The 16653-nt window shown below is 66.5% G+C and carries 13 protein-coding genes; 7 read left to right on the forward strand and 6 right to left on the reverse strand.

What is annotated here, in order from left to right; genetic code table 11:
* Window positions 1-31 precede the first annotated feature (31 nt).
* Window positions 32-298: a hypothetical protein gene (locus ACLBV5_RS14750; protein ID WP_447606133.1), complete on the forward strand. Its 267-nt coding sequence runs from the start codon at window positions 32-34 to the stop codon at window positions 296-298.
* 274 nt (window positions 299-572) lie between these two features.
* Window positions 573-962 (forward strand): hypothetical protein, encoded by a 390-nt coding sequence (locus ACLBV5_RS14755; protein WP_278069828.1) that lies wholly within the window; start codon window positions 573-575, stop codon window positions 960-962.
* A 210-nt stretch (window positions 963-1172) separates the two neighbouring features.
* Here the strand turns inward: ACLBV5_RS14755 and putA are convergent, their stop codons facing one another.
* The gene (putA, locus tag ACLBV5_RS14760) at window positions 1173-4283 is read right to left on the reverse strand and encodes a bifunctional proline dehydrogenase/L-glutamate gamma-semialdehyde dehydrogenase PutA (RefSeq protein WP_447606134.1); all 3111 of its coding nucleotides are present in this window, start codon (window positions 4281-4283) and stop codon (window positions 1173-1175) included.
* A gap of 260 nt (window positions 4284-4543) precedes the next feature.
* Here putA and ACLBV5_RS14765 point away from each other — a divergent pair, with 260 nt between their 5' ends.
* Window positions 4544-5629: a glycosyltransferase family 4 protein gene (locus ACLBV5_RS14765; protein WP_447606135.1), complete on the forward strand. Its 1086-nt coding sequence runs from the start codon at window positions 4544-4546 to the stop codon at window positions 5627-5629.
* Between the two features lie 7 nt (window positions 5630-5636).
* On the opposite strand, the gene ACLBV5_RS14770 is transcribed toward ACLBV5_RS14765, so the two are convergent.
* Complete coding sequence (locus tag ACLBV5_RS14770; RefSeq protein ID WP_447606137.1) at window positions 5637-6125, reverse strand: hypothetical protein; 489 nt, start codon at window positions 6123-6125, stop codon at window positions 5637-5639.
* A 365-nt stretch (window positions 6126-6490) separates the two neighbouring features.
* On the opposite strand from ACLBV5_RS14770, the gene ACLBV5_RS14775 reads away from it, so the two are divergent.
* Entirely contained in the window at window positions 6491-9418 is a 2928-nt protein-coding gene (locus ACLBV5_RS14775) for a TonB-dependent receptor domain-containing protein (protein ID WP_447606138.1), read from the forward strand.
* Window positions 9419-9488: 70 nt separating this feature from the next.
* Here ACLBV5_RS14775 and ACLBV5_RS14780 read toward each other — a convergent pair whose 3' ends face one another.
* From ACLBV5_RS14780 to phnC, 4 genes are all read right to left on the reverse strand, one after another.
* Window positions 9489-10559, reverse strand: a complete 1071-nt coding sequence (locus ACLBV5_RS14780) for a substrate-binding domain-containing protein (protein WP_447606139.1) — start codon at window positions 10557-10559, stop codon at window positions 9489-9491.
* Window positions 10560-10637: 78 nt separating this feature from the next.
* Window positions 10638-11453 carry a phosphonate ABC transporter, permease protein PhnE gene (gene phnE / locus ACLBV5_RS14785; RefSeq protein WP_278069833.1) on the reverse strand — a complete coding sequence of 272 codons (816 nt, stop codon included), beginning with the start codon at window positions 11451-11453 and terminating at the stop codon, window positions 10638-10640.
* Window positions 11450-12460, reverse strand: a complete 1011-nt coding sequence (phnD, locus tag ACLBV5_RS14790) for a phosphate/phosphite/phosphonate ABC transporter substrate-binding protein (protein WP_025978650.1) — start codon at window positions 12458-12460, stop codon at window positions 11450-11452. The genes phnE and phnD overlap by 4 nt, the downstream gene beginning before the upstream one ends.
* Window positions 12457-13251 carry a phosphonate ABC transporter ATP-binding protein gene (gene phnC, locus ACLBV5_RS14795; RefSeq protein WP_025978649.1) on the reverse strand — a complete coding sequence of 265 codons (795 nt, stop codon included), beginning with the start codon at window positions 13249-13251 and terminating at the stop codon, window positions 12457-12459. Before phnC ends, phnD begins: the two co-directional genes overlap by 4 nt.
* 478 nt (window positions 13252-13729) lie before the next feature.
* Here phnC and ACLBV5_RS14800 point away from each other — a divergent pair, with 478 nt between their 5' ends.
* From ACLBV5_RS14800 to ACLBV5_RS14810, 3 genes are all read left to right on the forward strand, one after another.
* Window positions 13730-15007: a type III PLP-dependent enzyme gene (locus ACLBV5_RS14800; protein ID WP_447606141.1), complete on the forward strand. Its 1278-nt coding sequence runs from the start codon at window positions 13730-13732 to the stop codon at window positions 15005-15007.
* A gap of 126 nt (window positions 15008-15133) precedes the next feature.
* Window positions 15134-16186, forward strand: coding sequence for a 1,9-bis(guanidino)-5-aza-nonane synthase (locus ACLBV5_RS14805; protein WP_447606142.1), 1053 nt, complete (start codon window positions 15134-15136; stop codon window positions 16184-16186).
* Between the two features lie 145 nt (window positions 16187-16331).
* Window positions 16332-16652: a ribonuclease gene (locus ACLBV5_RS14810; RefSeq protein WP_025978647.1), complete on the forward strand. Its 321-nt coding sequence runs from the start codon at window positions 16332-16334 to the stop codon at window positions 16650-16652.
* Window position 16653 lies beyond the last annotated feature (1 nt).

Consider the following 16653-nt stretch of genomic DNA (forward strand, 5'->3'; position numbering starts at 1 on the left):
TTGATGGTGGGGGGCGAATGATCGTTCGGCCGTGATCCGGTCGCACTTGATGCGGATCGTCACCGACAACTCGGGCGACGACGCCGACACGTTGGAAATCGTGTTGGACGATGCGGGCTATGTCATCGAGCCGCCGAGGCGGAGGGTCGTTCTGGGCGTGTCGCTGGGCTATGTGGGCGGTGAGCTGGCCTATATGGGTCAGTCGACTATAGATGAAACGCAGCCCGAGGGGCCGCCCGATATCCTGACCATTTGCGCCAAGTCGGCCGACATGCGGGCGGGTCTGAAGGCGGCATGACACCACCATCGGAGCCATCGTCGCCAAGATCGCGGCCGAGCAGAGCCTGACGCCCGCTGTCGCGCCCGACCTGGCCGGCCGCGCCGTGGCCCATATCGACCAGGATAATGAATTGGACATGCACTTCCTGACGCGCTTGAGCCGCCTGCATGGTGCGGTGGCGGCGTTCAAGGGCGGCCGCTTGGTCTTCCCTCCCTCAACCACCGGCCAGTCGGTATCGGGCCAAGGCGCTCCCCGGCATCGTCCTGGACCGGGCGAAGGGTGACCTGATCCGTTGGAGCCTGCTAGAGGCCGACCGCGACGAACATGGCTCCGTCCGCGCCCGCTGGCGCGACGCCAGGGCGGGGCGGACGCGGTTCGCCACGGCTGGGTCCGGCGATCCGGTGAAGACCCTGCGAAGCATCTTCCGACTGAGGAGACGGCCAAGGCGGCGGCCGAGGCCGAACTGGCGAAGTCGCAACGCGCCCAGAAGGGCGTGGACCTGACTATGCCCGGCCGCCCCGAAACCCTGGGGCAGACGCCGTTCACGGTTCTGGGCCTGCGTGATGAAATGTTCGGCGACTGGATCACTGAGACCGCCGAACATACGGCTGATTTCGAGGGCGCTGGCTTCGCGTCCAAGATCACCGGCCACCGGACGGCAGACGTGAAAAAGGGGCCTTAAAGGCCCCTCAAACGCCCCTCTAAGTGGCCTCAACCACCGGCCGCTTTTGCTCCAACTTCAAGTGTCCGACATTCCAAATCGAAGTGGCGCGCTACGGAGAGAGCGGGGGGGGGGCTGGGATCAAAACCTCAGCCCCATCTAGTTTTTGGCTGGTCGGGTAACTGCTGATCAAGGAGCAGACCAGAACAGCTAACTGTCTCGCCCGCTAACTCAAAGGTTCAGCAGCGCCGGGTCCCCGCCCTGGGCGGCGATGTTTATGCTGATGGCTTTCTCGGCGGCGTAGCGGATCAGGCTGTTGGGGCCGCCGGCCTTGGGGCCGGTGCCGGAAAGGCCTTCGCCGCCGAAGGGCTGGACGCCGACCACCGCGCCGATGATCGAGCGGTTGACGTAGACGTTGCCCGCCGGGACCAGCTCCATCACTTCGCGGGCGAAGGCGTCGATACGGCTGTGGACGCCCAGCGTCAGGCCGAAGCCGCGCGCCGCCAGCTTGCCGGCCACCGTCTCCAGATCCTTCGGGTCGTAGCGATAGACGTGCAGGATCGGGCCGAAGACTTCGCGTTCCAGGAAGTCCGGGGTCGGGATCTCGGCGATGACCGGGGCGAACAGGTCGCCCTTGTCGGCCCCGGCCGGCAGTTCGGCGCGGGCGATGATCTTGGCTTCCCTGGACAGACGCTCGACGTGGGCTTCCAGGTTGGCGCGGCTTTCGGCGTCGATCACCGGGCCGATGTCGGTCCTGGCGTCGGTCGGATCGCCCAGCACCTGGGCGGCCAGCGCGCCCTTCAGGCCCTCGATCAGGGCGTCGGCCGAATCCTTGGGCGCATAGAGGATGCGCAGGGCCGAGCAACGCTGACCCGCCGAGCCGAAGGCCGACAGGATGACGTCGTCGATGATCTGTTCCTTCAGCGCCGTGGTGTCGACGAACATGCCGTTCAGCCCGCCCGTCTCGGCGATGAAGGGGATGATGGCCCCCGGACGCGCGGCCAGGCCGCGGTTAATGGCGTTGGCGGTATCGGTGCCGCCGGTGAAGGCCACGCCGTCGATGCCCGGGTGGTTGGTCAGGGCCACGCCGACGGTCTCGCCGCGGCCCGGGACCAGGGCCAGCAGGTCAGGGTTCAGGCCGGCCTTGTAATAGAGACGCACGGCTTCGCCGGCGATCAGCGGCGTCTGCTCGGCGGGCTTGGCCACCACGGCGTTGCCGGCCGCGAGCGCAGCGGCGATCTGGCCGGTGAAGATGGCCAGCGGGAAGTTCCACGGGCTGATGGCGGCGAAGACGCCGCGGCCGTGCAGGACCAGTTCGTTGGTCTCGCCGGTCGGGCCCTTCAGGGTCTGGCGGCCGCCGAAGTCGCGCTCGGCCAGCAGGGCGTAGTAGCGGCAGAAGTCGGCGGCTTCGCGCACCTCGGCCACGCCGTCGTTCAGCGTCTTGCCCGCTTCGCGCGACAGCAGGGCGACCAGACGGTCGAGTTCGGCTTCCAGAGCGTCCGCCATGGCGCGCAGAACCGGGGCGCGGCCCGCGCCGCCCAGACGGTCCCAGGCGACCTGGGCCTCGGCGGCGGCGTTGACGGCGGCGTCGACGTCCTCGACCGAGGCTTCGGAGACATGGCCCAGCACGCGGCTGCGGTCATAGGGGTTGGTGACGTCCTGCGGGTTCACTCCCGCCCGGAGCTTTCCGCCGATGATCGGACCGGCGGTCAGCTTCTCGCTGTCGACGCGCTCCAGAGCGGCCGCGTGACGCTCACGGTCGGAAGCCTGCGAATAGTCGCGGCCGAGGGAGTTCTTGCGGTCACCGTAGATGTTCATGGGCACAGGGATCTTCGGATGGCGATCGGGCTGGGCCTCGACCGAGGTGATGGGATCGGCGGCCACGTCGGCCGCAGGCACGCGCTCGTCCAGCAGGGCGTGGACGAAGGAGGAGTTGGCGCCGTTTTCCAGCAGACGGCGCACCAGATAGGGCAGCAGTTCCTCGTGGCCGCCGACGGGGGCGTAGGCGCGCACGACGACATCGCCCCACTCGACCTTGGCGCCGTCATAAAGCGCCTCGCCCATGCCATGCAGGCGTTGGAACTCGATGGTCACGCCGCGATCGGCGGCCATGCGGTGCACGGCGGCCAGGGTGTGGGCGTTGTGGGTGGCGAACTGCGAGAAAATATAAGGCGAGGCCTCGATCAGCGCCTTGGCGCAGACGAGATAGTTCAGGTCGGTCGCCGGCTTGGTCGTGAACACCGGATAGTCGGTGCGGCCGTTGACCTGGGCCAGCTTGATCTCGGTGTCCCAATAGGCGCCCTTGACCAGGCGCACCATCAGGCGACGGCCCGACGACTTGGCCAGTTCAGCCAGCTTGGCCACCGTCTCGGTGGTGCGTTTCTGATAGGCCTGAACGGCCAGGCCCAGGCCCTGCCAGTCGCCCAGCGCCGGTTCGCGCGCCAGCCGCTCCAGCAGCTTCAGCGACAGGGCCAGACGGTCGGCCTCTTCGGCGTCGATGGTGTAGTTGATGTCGTATTTGGCGGCGATCAGCGCCAGGCGCAGGATGCGGGGATAGAGCTCCTCCCACACCCGGTCTTCCTGCACCGCCTGATAGCGCGGCGACAGGGCCGACAGCTTGACCGAGACGCCGTGGCCGCGCTCGGGGCCTTCGCCCTTGGCGGTCTTGCCCACCGCCTCGATGGCGTCGGCGTAGATCTTTTCATAGCGTTCGGCGTCGGCGGCGGTGCGGGCGCCCTCGCCTAGCATGTCGAAGCTGCACAGCCAGTTTTCGCGGTCGGAACGCTTCAGCGCCGCCTCGATGGTGCGGCCGACGACGAACTGCTCGCCCATGATCTTGACGGCGGTGGCGACGGCCTGGCGGATGACCGGCTCGCCCAGGCGCCCGACCAGACGCTTGAGGAAGTTCGGCAGGTCGCTGCGCGCTTCATCGTCGACGTCGACCAGCTTGCCGGTCAGCATCAGGCCCCAGGTCGAGGCGTTGACGAACAGGCTGTCCGACTGACCCAGGTGCGAGGCCCAGTCGGCCGAGCCGATCTTCTCGGCGATCAGGCGGTCGCGGGTGTCGGCGTCAGGCGTGCGCAGCAGGGCCTCGGCCAGACACATCAGGGCCAGACCTTCGCGGGTGCCCAGGGAGAACTCCTGCAGGAAGCTTTCGACCACGCCCTGGCGCTTCTGGCTCTTGCGGGCGCTTTCGACCAGGCCGATGGCGTCGTTCAGGACCGCCGCGCGACCGTCAGGCGTCAGGGGTTCGGCGGCTAGCAGCTCGGCCACCACCTCACGTTCGTCCCGGTACTTGTTCCGGTCCAGCTCATCCCAATGGCGAAGATCGGTCGGCGTCATGAAATCCATCCTGTGAATTTCTGGATATATGGTCAGTGCGCCCGAATGTGCATCGCATGATCACCCATAACTCCGCGTAAGCTTCGGGGCACGCTCGTCATTCCAGGGGAAACCGGCGCCCGGACGGGGGCGCGCGCGGAGATGTTCATCTGTCGAGACGAAAACCCTCTGCACAGCGCAATATCATGCCGTCTCGCCTTCGTCATGCGGAGCGTCTAGAAGTTTCACCTTCGCGAACGGCTCAAGGCCCTATCGACTTCATGCGCATTGTTCTGGTCACCGACGCTTGGGAGCCTCAGGTCAACGGCGTCGTCCGCACTCTGACCCGCACCGTGGCCGAATGCCGCGCCATGGGTCATGAGGTGGAGGTCATCGAACCCAGCCAGTTCAAGACCATTCCCTGCCCGACCTATCCGGAGATCCGGCTGGCCCTGGGCGCCGAGGAAGAGATCCGCGAACGCCTGCGCGCCTTCGAGCCCGAAGCCGTCCACATCGCCACCGAAGGTCCGCTGGGCATCGCCACGCGGCGGATCTGCGTGGAGTGGAAGCTGCCCTTCACGACCAGCTATCACACCAAATTCCCCGAATACGTCTCGGCCCGTTTCCCGATCCCGGTGCAGGTCGGCTACGCCTATATGAAGTGGTTCCACAAGCCGTCGGGGCGGCTGATGGTGGCCACCCCGACCCTGCGCGACGAACTGGTCGAGCACGGCTTCAAGAACGTCTCGCCGTGGACGCGCGGCGTGGACACCGAGCTGTTCCGCCCCGACCTTGAACCGATCTACAAGGAGATGGGCGGCGACGCGTGGCCCCGCCCCTTCTTCCTCAACGTCGGCCGGGTGGCGGTCGAGAAGAACATCGAGACCTTTCTCGGCCTGGACCTGCCGGGCACCAAGATCGTCGTTGGCGACGGCCCGGCCCGCGCCGATCTGGAAGAGAAATACCCGGACGCCAAATTCCTCGGGGCCAAGTTCGGGGAGGAGCTGGCGCGCTGCTTCGCCGACGCCGACGTCTTCGTCTTCCCCAGCTGGACCGACACCTTCGGCCTGGTGATTCTGGAGGCGATGGGCACGGGCACGCCGGTCGCCGCCTACCCGGCGCACGGCCCCATCGACCTGATCCCCGGCTCGAGCGCCGGCTTCATCGACGACGACCTGAAGACCGCCTGCCTGAAGTGCCTTGAGCTCGACCGCAAGGACGTGCGCGCCTATGCGGAGAAGTTCAGCTGGCGCGCCTCGGCCGAGCAGTTCATCGAGAACCTGCAGCCCTATCCCGAGCCCGCGCGCGGCCGTTTCTGGCGCCGCCTGCGCCGGGTGGCGCGCCTGAGGCGACGCGCGGCGGCGTAGAGGCGCGCTAGTAGCGCTGGACGCGGACCGCGCGGCTGTTGCCCGTGGTCAGCATATAGCTGCCCAGCGCCGCCCGGCGCACCCTGACGGCCTGACCGGGCCTGTTCTGAAAACGGACGGGATCGAAGTCCACCTGGCCCCATTGGGAGCCGTCCCCCAAGTGGAACCGCCACTTGCCGTCGACCTGCTGAACGGCGCGATCCAGCGTGGTTTCGATAGCCTCGACGCGATCATGGTCTGCGGCGCCGAACAGCGCGCCCATGGCCGGCGCTGCAAAGCCGAACAGTTGCCGCCTCAACTCCGTGACCTTGCCGCGATCGACCACGACGAGGTCCCCGGCTGTCTGCGCCGCCGCCAGCCGATCCGTCACGGCGTCATAGCAATCGACGCGCGCGACCCTGTCCTCGATCCGTCGGCAGTCCAGCAGGGGGGTGAGCCGGTCCGACCCAGGCTGGGCCTGAGCCGCGACGGAACCTCCCGCCCCCCAGACCAGCATTATCGCGACTGCTGAAAAAGCAGCCGTTTCCTGGCGCCTTAGCCGCAGATTTCTGAAAGATTTTGGCACGAAACCCTCCCTAGCCGACCTAATCAAATCTGACATCAATGCGGCTGATATGTGCTCAATTAGAGACACAGAAGACCTCGTTACATCCGCCATCGCCTTTGACATAGCGAAGACTGACATAACGCGCCTAACATTTGATCGAGATTGATCCGTTATCAATGCTCACGATGTCGATGTCGAAGACCTGATCGATAAAGTCCTTGGGAACCCCATAGGACAGGGCAGACAAGAGGAGGCTTCCTTTGAGTACCTTCATTAATCGCAAGCATTTGCTTGCATCAACGATCATCACAGGCATGACGATCGCGGCCTTCGCGGGCCCGGCCGCCGCGCAGTCGACCCAGGAAGAAGCGGCCCGAGTGGGCGACATCATCGTCACCGGATCGCGCATTCCTCAGCCCAACCTGACCACGACCAGCCCCGTGACCCAAGTCACCGGCGAGGACATCGACGTCCAGGGCGTCACTCGGGTCGAAGACCTGGTGAATCAGCTGCCTCAAGCCTTCGCGGCGCAAAACTCGACCGTCGCGAACGGCGCCTCGGGCACCGCCAGCGTGGATCTGCGCGCCCTCGGGCCTGACCGGACGCTGGTCCTGATCGACGGGCGCCGTATGGGCTACGGCTCGCCGAACGACACGGCCGCCGACCTGAACCAGATTCCCGGCCAGTTGGTCGAGCGTGTCGAAGTCCTGACGGGCGGGGCCGCCGCCGTCTACGGTTCAGACGCCATCGCCGGCGTCGTGAACTTCATCATGCGCAAGAACTTCCAAGGTCTGCAGATCGACGCGCAGTACGGCTTCAACCAGCACAACAACGACTATGACGGCCCCGGCAACCTGCGCCGCGTCATCGAGGGCCGCGCCGCCGGCAACCCGTCGCAGTTCCGACTGCCCGACGACAATGTAATGGACGGCTTCAGCCGCGAGATCACCATCGCCATGGGCGTCAACGCCCCGGATGACCGCGGCAACCTGACCGCCTACGCCGGTTGGCGGAAGAACAACAAGATTCTGGGCCGCGATCGCGACTATTCGTCCTGTTCGCTGGGCGGCGAAGCCGGCGACGACTTCACCTGCGGCGGCTCGTCGACCAACGCCACGGGCCGCTTCCTGTCGCTGGAGAACGGCGCGAACCTGACCGTGGCCGACGGCGGCGGCTTCCGCAACTATACGGGCAACGACGCCTACAACTTCGGGCCGCTGAACCACTTCCAGCGCCCCGATGAACGCTACACCCTGGGGGCCTTCGGCAACTATCAGGTCAACGACAAGATCGAGGCCTTCACCAGCCTGGCGTTCAGCGACTACAGCACGGTCGCCCAGATCGCCCCGTCGGGCATCTTCTTCGGCGGCGGCACCTCGGCCAACGGCGGCTACAACATCAGCTGCGACAACCCCTTGCTCAGCGCCGCTCAGGCGGCCGGTCTCGGGTGCGCCGCCGGCGTTGAAAGCGTCGAGGTTCTGGTGGGCCGACGCAACGTCGAAGGCGGCGGCCGTCAGGACGACATCAGCTCGCAGAACTATCGCGGGGTGGTGGGCATCCGCGGCGCCCTGGACGACGCGTGGAGCTACGACATCGCGGCGACCTATTCGAAGGTCCAGCTGAGCCGTATCTACCGCAACGAGTTCTCGAACATCCGCATCGGCCGCGCCCTGGACGTCGCCATCGACCCCGCCACGGGTCAGGCCGCCTGCGTCTCGGCCATCGATCCGGACGGCCCGACCGGCCCGCTGGCGCCGGTTGACGCCGCCTGCGTCCCCTACAACCTCTATTCGCCAGGCGGCGTGACGCAGGAAGCCCTGGACTACATCCAGGTCGCCGGCCTTCAGCGCGGCAAGACCGAGCAGCAGGTTCTGACGGCCGCCATGACCGGCGACCTGACCAAGTACGGCTGGGCCAGTCCCTGGGCCGAACAGGGTCTGCAGGTGGCCTTCGGGGCCGAGTACCGTCGCGACAAGCTAGACGCCGCTTCGGACGTGGCCTTCCAGACCGGCGACCTGGCCGGTCAGGGCGGGCCGACCCCGAACGTCTCCGGCTCGGTTCAGGTCTACGACCTGTTCGGCGAGTTCCGGATGCCGCTGATCGAGGGCCAGCCCCTGGCCGAGCAGGTGTCCATCAACGGTTCCTATCGTCGGTCGACCTACGACAAGTTCAACTCGGACGCCTATGGTCTGGGCCTCGACTGGGCGCCGGTGCAGGATATCCGCTTCCGCGCCAGCTTCGCCCGCACCACCCGCGCGCCGAACGTGGTCGAACTGTTCCGACCGGAAGGCCTGAACCTGTTCGACGCCGACGGCGATCCTTGCGGCCCCAACCCGACGGCCAGCCTGGCGCAGTGCGTCGCCACCGGCGTGCCTGCGGCCCAGTACGGTCTGGCCACGGACGACGGCGGCCTGCTGGAAAGCCCGGCCGGTCAGTACAACTTCCTGCAGGCCGGCAACCCCGACCTGGCGCCGGAGACCGCCGACACCTTCACCATCGGCACGGTGTTTACGCCGTCGTTCGCCCCCGGGCTGAACATCTCGGTCGACTACTACTCGATCAAGCTGAAGGACCGGATCGACATCATCGATCCTCTGGTCACGCTGGAACGCTGCTATGAGAACGACGACGCGACCGCTTGCGCCCGCATCGTCCGCAGCGACATCGGCACCTTGTGGACCACCGGCGGCTATGTTGAGGCGTTCAACACCAACATCGGCGGGCTGGAAACCTCCGGCGTCGATGTGAACGTCAACTACGGCTTGGAGCTGGAGCGCTTCAACCTCAGCGAATACGGCAAGCTGGCCTTCAACTTCGTCGGTTCGTGGTTGGAGAAGCTGGAGACCGATCCGGGCGAAGGCGTCACCCCGTATGACTGCGTCGGCTTCTTCGGCAATGAATGCGGCACGCCCAAGAACGAATGGCGTCACCGCGCTCGCGTCACCTGGCAGACGCCGTGGAGCAGCGACCTCTCGCTGACCTGGCGCTACTACGGCGGAGTTGACAATCTGGGCGGGACCGATCGCCTGGACGGCTCGTTCGACGCCCAGAACTACCTCGACCTGGCAGGCACCTGGCAGGTTCGCGAGAACCTGCGCCTGCGCGCCGGGGTCAACAACATCCTCGATCGCGATCCGCCGCTGTCCTACAGCGTCGGCACGACGGGCAACAACAACACCTATCCGCAAACCTACGACGCGATGGGTCGCTACATCTTCGTGGGCCTGACCGCCGACTTCTAAGCAGTCGCCTGCAAATGAAAGGCCCGGCGAGGAGACTCGCCGGGCCTATTTTTTTGGGATGGGGCGCTCTTTAGTTCGGGCGCGACATCGAGGTCATGGCCGCCGCCTTGGCGCGTTCGGCCGCCAGCTGGTCGGCGGGCAGCGGCACCAGGCCGCGGTCCTGCAGATAGCCGCCGCGACCGGCCGAGCCGTCGGACATGAACTCCTGTACGAACTGTTCCAGGCCCGGCGTCACGCCGATGTGGGCTTTCTTGACGTAGATGTAGAGGCTGCGGGCCAGGGGATAAGAGCCGTCGGCGATGGTGGCGACCGAGGGGGCCACGCCGTCGATGGTCTCGGCCTTCACCGTGTCCATGTTCTGCTCAAGGAAGGAGAAGCCGAACACGCCCAGCGAGCCGGGCGTGCGGGTCAGGGTCTGGACGATGGCGTTGTCGTTCTCGCCCGCGTCGACCCAGGCGCCGTCTTCGCGCAGGGTGTGGGCGATGGTCTCGAAGCGGGTCTTGTCCTGCTTCTCGATGGCGGCGACGGCCGGGATCAGCTTGGCGCCCGGCGCCATGCCCAGCTCCAGGAAGGCGTCGCGCGTGCCCGAGGTCGGCGGCGGGCCGTAGACCTGGATGCGGGTGGCCGGCAGGGCCTTGTTGACCTCGTTCCAGGTCTTGGCGGGGTTGGCGACGAACTGGCCGTCGGCGCCCGGCACGTCCTTGCCCAGGGCCTCGTAGAGGTCGTTCAGTTCGAGGTTGAAGCTCTGGCCGGTGCGGGCCGTGGCGACGACGATGCCGTCATAGCCGATCTTGAGCTCGACGATGTCGGTGACGCCGTTGGCGACGCAACGGTCGAACTCGCTGGCCTTCATCGGGCGCGAAGCGTTGGCGATGTCCGGGGTCGACGGGCCGATCCCCGAACAGAAGGCCTGAATGCCGCCGCCGGTGCCCAGGGCCTCGACCCGGGGCGACGATCCGCCGCCGTTGCGAGAGAAGGTTTCCGCCACGCGGGTGGAGAAGGGGAAGACGGTCGAGGAGCCGGCGGCCCAGATGCCCGTGCGGGCCTTCTGCGAACCGGGGGCGCCGCCCTCGTTGTCGCCGCAGGCCGCCAGGGCCAGCAGGGCGGCCGCGCAGGCCGTAAACTTCAGTGTGCGGATCATGGCCGGACCTTCTCCAGTCGTCAGTGTGCGACGCTTAAAGCAGGAGAGTGTGACGGTCCGGCCAGACCTTTGTGACAGTCAGAGCAAACGTCGACGCATCGCCTGCGAAAGGAAGTCGATTAGGGTCACCGCGACGATGACCACGATGACCACGGCCGAAACGTCGCGGAAGGCGAAACCGTTCATGCGGTCGAACAGGACCTGGCCGATGCCGCCCGCGCCGATCAGGCCCAGCACGGTGGCCGAGCGGCTGTTCGATTCGAAACGGTAAAGGGCGAAGGAGGTCCACAGAGGCGCCACCTGGGGGATCACGCCCCAGACGATCTCGTGCAGCTTGGACGCGCCGGTGGCGCGCACGCCTTCGACCGGGCCCTTGTCGATCGACTCGACCGCTTCGGAAAACAGCTTGGCCAGAACGCCCGCGGTGTTCAGCGCGATGGCCAGCACGCCCGCCAGCGGGCCCAGGCCCACAGCGACGACGAACAGCAGGCCCATCACCAGATCGGGAATGGAGCGCAGCATGTTCATGATCCAGCGCACCGGCTGCACCACCCAGACCGGGGCGATGTTGCGCGCGGCGGCCAGGCCCATGGGCACGCCCAGGAAGATGGCCAGGAAGGTGCCCCACAGGGCGATCTGGATCGTCTCCCACATCTTGCCGACGAACAGGCGCCAGTCGGCGAAGTTCGGGCGCAGCAGGTCGGCGGCGAAGGTCTGGATATTGGACGAGTTGGTGATCAGGCGCGACAGATTGCCCAGATCCACAGCCTCGATGCTGATCAGCAGCAGGACGGCCAGACCGCCCCAGATCAGGACGTCCAGCGCCCAGGCGCCGGCCGATTTGGCGGGCGCCTTGGGAATGCCGGCGGCGGCGGTAAGCGAAGCGTCGGTCAAGGCTGGACCTCGCGCAGGCGACGCAGGCGTTGCAGTTCAGCCTCGGCGCGCGCGGCGCCGGCGGCGTCGCCCTTGGCCTTGGCCTCGGTCAGGGTCTGGTCTGCGATCATCTCGCGGACCGGGTTCAGATAGGATTCGTCGGCCGGGTTGAAGCCCGAATAGTTCAGGTCCTTCAGGATCTTGCGCTGGCGCTCGGCCTCGGCGCCCTCGCCCCGGCCATAGGTCAGGAAGAAGCCGCGGATCTTTTCCTTGATCGCCGGATCCAGGTCTTCGCGGATGACGATGCCCGCCTCCGGGATCGGGGGCGAGCGCCAGATTTCCTCAAGCTGAGCGGCGATCTGCGGGTTGGAGCGGCCGATGAAGACGGTGTTGATGGTGTTCGACGTCGCCACCTGCACCAGGCCGTTGGCCACGGCGAAGGAGTTGGCCTGATGGTTGGCCGTGCGCACCGTCTTGAAGCACTCGTTCGGCACGACATTGTGCGGATTGAACAGGAAGGTCATCGGCGCCAGCGTGCCCGAAGTCGACAGGGCGTCGCCGATGCCGAAGTCGTATTTCTTGCCGCAGGCCAGCACGTCGTCCAGCGTGATGCCCGAGCCTTTTTTGACGATCAGGGTCGACTGGTAGGAATCGCGGCCTTCGGGGTCGACGATGCGGGCGACGACCTCGCCCTTGGAGCGTTCGATCGCCTCGATGGCGGTCTTGGCCGGGAACCAGGCGGCCTGGATCTGATTGCCGCGCATGGCCTCGACCAGCACGGTGTAGTTGGACGCGAAATAGGGCTTCACCGGCACGCCGACGGCCTTGGTCATGTCGTCCAGCAGCGGCTGCCACAGCGGACCGGAGGACGCCTGTCCCTCGGCCGGAAGGATGGCGAAGCTGATCTCGGACGGCGCGCCCTTGGCGGCGCCGGCCTTGTCGCCCTGGCCGCAGGCCGCGAGGCTGACGGCCAGGGCCGCGCCGGCGGCCAGGCCCAGCATCCGGCGGGTCAAGTTGGAATGGGTCATGCCTTGGCTTCCCAGAACGCGTCCTCGTATTCGGGACCGTAGATTTCAATCAGGCGCTTGGTGTCCAGGCCGGTCGAGGGCCCGTCGTAAACCACCTTGCCCTTCTGCAGGGCGACGACGCGGTCGCAATAGCGGATGGCGTAGTCCACCTGGTGCAGGGTGACGATGACGCCCAGGCCGTCGCGCTTGTTCAGCTCGACCAGCAGCTCCATCACCTTGCGGGCCGACACCGGGTCCAGCGAGGCGACGGGCTCGTCGGCCAGAATGGCCTTGGCGCCCTGAACCAGGGCGCGGGCGATGGCGCCGCGCTGCTGCTGGCCGCCCGACAGGGTATTGGCGCGCTGGGCGGCGTATTCGGACACGCCGACGCGGTGCAGGGCCGCCATGGCCTTGTCCTTGTCCGCGCCCGGCCAGACGCCGAACAGGCCGCGCCAGGCGGGCAGACGGCCAAGCGCGCCCAGCATGACGTTGGAGAACAGGCTCAGCCGACCCACCAGATTAAACTGCTGGAAGATCATGCCCAGCCGTCCGCGCGCACGGCGCACGGCGCCCGTGACGCGGCCGTTCTGCTGAACGACATCGCCGAAAACCGAGATGGTCCCGCCGGGATCGATCGGGTGCAGACCCGTGATCGAACGCAGCAGGGTGGACTTGCCCGACCCTGAAGGACCGATCAGGGCGACCATTTCACCGGCGCCGACCTCGACGGACACGCCGTCGAGCGCCTTTCTGGCCCCGTAGGTCTTCGAGACGTCGCGGACAGAGGCGACGGCGGCTGTTGAAGAACTCATGAACCCATGGATGAGGTTGCGACAAAGGGGGCGCCGCATGACGCGAGATGGGCGCAAGGGCAAGTCTTAATGGCATGTCTGCGTCGATTACGTCCAGTGGGTGAGCCTTTTCAGCACAGGGCCTCCGCCTTGGAAGCCGCCCGTTCGACCCGATCGCCCCGGCCGCGCAGCGCCGCCCCGCGGCCCCGACCGGCCCCCTGTTCGGGACGCCGCGCCCAAGCCGCGTCAGGCCGGGCAACCCCATATAGAAGCAGAAGGGCAAGCGGGCCAGCCCCGTCTCGGCCAAGCCGCCGTCGGGCGGCCCGATGCAGACCGTGGGACGCCATCGCCGCTGCGGATCGGGGAACCGCGCCGCAATATTTCCGCTTTACATGACACGCCAATGCCCCCATATCGCGCGTTCCGGCGGACCCCGTAGGTCCTACTTGCGCCGCTAACGCCGGGTCTGGGTTTAACAATCATCAGGGGGTTACGTGCGTTGCACACGTACCAGTTTCCCCTGGACCTGGTCCGTCAGCGGTCCCCGGAGCGTCCGGTCGCACTCGTGCGTCCTCGCTCCGTTGCCGTAGCGGCGCAGTGGTTCCAGGATAATCTGAAAGCCGACGTCTTCTATGCGGTGAAGGCGAACCCTTCGCGGTGGGTCATCGAGACTCTGGTCGAACAGGGCGTCAACGCGTTTGACGTCGCGTCCCTGGCCGAGATCGAACTGGTTCGATCGGTCAGCCCGAACGCGCGTCTGGCCTTCATGCACCCGGTCAAGAGCCGCGGCGCCATCCGCGCGGCCTACGCCGACCACGGCGTGCGCACCTTCGTGCTCGACAGCCATGACGAACTGAACAAGATCCTCGATGCCACCGGCCACGCCGAGGACCTGAATCTGGTGGTTCGCATGGGCGTGTCGGCCGACGGCGCCGCCTATTCGCTGTCGGGCAAGTTCGGCGTCACCCCGGATCAGGCCCCCGCCCTGCTGCTGGCCACGCGCCAGGCGGTTCAAGACGGGCTGATGGGCGTGTCGTTCCACGTCGGCTCGCAGTGCATGCGCCCCTCGGCCTATGAGGCGGCGATGACCCAGGTCGGCCGCGCCATCAAGAAGGCGGGCGTCTTCGTCGATATCGTCGACGTCGGCGGCGGTTTCCCGTCGGTCTATCCGGGCATGGTCCCGCCGGACCTGAGCGAATACGCCGACGCCATCCATCGCGGCTTTAACGAGATGCCGGTGTCCGAAACGACGGAGCTGTGGTGCGAACCCGGCCGGGCGCTGGTGGCCGAATCGTCGTCGGTGCTGTGCCGCGTGGACCTGCGCAAGGGCGACGCCCTTTATCTGAACGACGGGTCGTACGGCTCGCTGTTCGACGCCACCCACTCGCGCTGGCCCTTCCCGACCAAGCTGGTCCGGCCAGAAAGCGTGAATGGGGGCGACGCTGCGTCCGAGCTGAAGCCTTTCCGATTCTATGGCCCGACCTGCGACAGCATCGACCACATGCCCGGCCCGTTCTGGCTGCCCGCCGATGTGCAGGAAGGCGACTTCATCGAGATCGGCATGCTGGGCGCCTATGGCGTGGCCATGACGACGGGCTTCAACGGCTATGGCGAACATGACATCGCCGTGGTCGAGGACGCCCCGATGGGTTCGATGTACGGCCTGGCGCCGCGCTCGATCCCGACCGTGCGCACCACGGCCGAGGAGAACGCCCGCAAGATCGTTCGCCTGTCGCGTCCCAAGGGCAAGGCCGGCCAGCGCAAACGAAAGCGCTGATCCACAACACCCCGCCTTGAACTGAAAAATGTCGCAAGGCTTTGGTACAAGTAGCGGCCCGTCGCTCCGTCCGGGCCGCTGTTCCTTATTGACGACGGGCGCTCAAATCCGAGGGAAACCGCTGAAATGAACGCTCCCGTTCAGTCGAACAAAAAAGCCGAACTGCTGGCCACCACCGTCGAGCACGTCGACATCACCAGTTTCGACGCCCGCCCGATCATCGATTCCATGCGCAAGATGTCGTTCAGCTCGCGCGACACCGCCCGCGCGGCCGACATCTTCAACATGGCCCTGGAAGACGAGACCTGCTCGCCGTGGCTGATCCTGGCCGGTTCGACCTCGGCCGGCGGCTGCATGCACGTCTATCGCGACATGGTGCAGTTCAACATGATCGACGCCGTGGTCGCCACCGGCGCCTCCATCGTCGACATGGATTTCTTCGAGGCCCTTGGCTACAAGCACTATCAGGCTGCGGGCCCGGTCGACGACAACATCCTGCGCGACAACTACATCGACCGCATCTACGACACCTACATCGACGAAGAAGAGCTGCAGGACTGCGACAACGCGATCTATGAGATCGCTAATCGCCTGGAGCCGCGCGGCTATTCCTCGCGCGAGTTCATCTGGGAAATGGGCAAGTGGCTGTCGGAAGGCAACGCCAAGAAGCCCGGCTCGCTGATCCAGACCGCCTATGAGAAGGGCGTGCCGATCTTCTGCCCGGCCTTCGTCGATAGCTCGGCCGGTTTCGGCCTGGTCAAGCACCAGAAGGAACGCGCCAAGGAAGGCAAGCCGTACATGATGATCGACGCCGTCGCGGACTTCCGCGAACTGACCGACATCAAGATCGCGGCCGGCACCACGGCCCTGTTCATGGTCGGCGGCGGCGTGCCCAAGAACTTCGCCCAGGACACCGTCGTCTGCGCCGAGATCCTCGGTGAAGACGCCGAGATGCACAAATACGCCGTGCAGATCACGGTCGCCGACGTGCGCGACGGCGCCTGCTCGTCCTCGACGCTGCAGGAGGCCGCCTCGTGGGGCAAGGTTTCGACCACCTACGAACAGATGGTCTACGCCGAAGCCACCACTGTCGTGCCGCTGATTGGTTCGGACGCCTATCACCGCGACTCGTGGAAGAAGCGCGAGCCGCGCCAGTGGGCCAAGCTGTTCGGCAAATAAGAAGACGCCTCCGGCTCGCCGGATGCATCAAGGGCCGGAAGCGCACGCTTCCGGCCTTTTTTCTTGCCCGCTTCGCGCGCGCAGTCCCGACGGAACCGCTCCGCCTCCCGGCCGCTTGTTTCTGGTCCAGCCACGGGAGATCTGCATGACCGACCCCAAGACCGAAAACGACGAAAGCCGCGAAGCCGCCGCCATGGGCGAGAAGACCGATCGCGGCCACCTGCGCGACGCGCTGAACAAGGCGCTGGAGGGCACTGATTCGGGCTCTGACACCCGCGCCGGCTCCCTGCGGGGCGGCTCGGCGTCGGGCTCCGAGATTGATCCGGACCAGGATGTCATCAACGACGCGCTCGCTCGCGAAGGCGTGGCCGCGCGCGACGCCGCCACGCGCCCTGCCGGCGGACCTGAACAGGCGCGCAAGTCCACCGGCCAGCCCGGCGACGACGTCGACGCCCCTACCGGTTGAA

The organism is Brevundimonas sp. M1A4_2e (assembly GCF_053345555.1).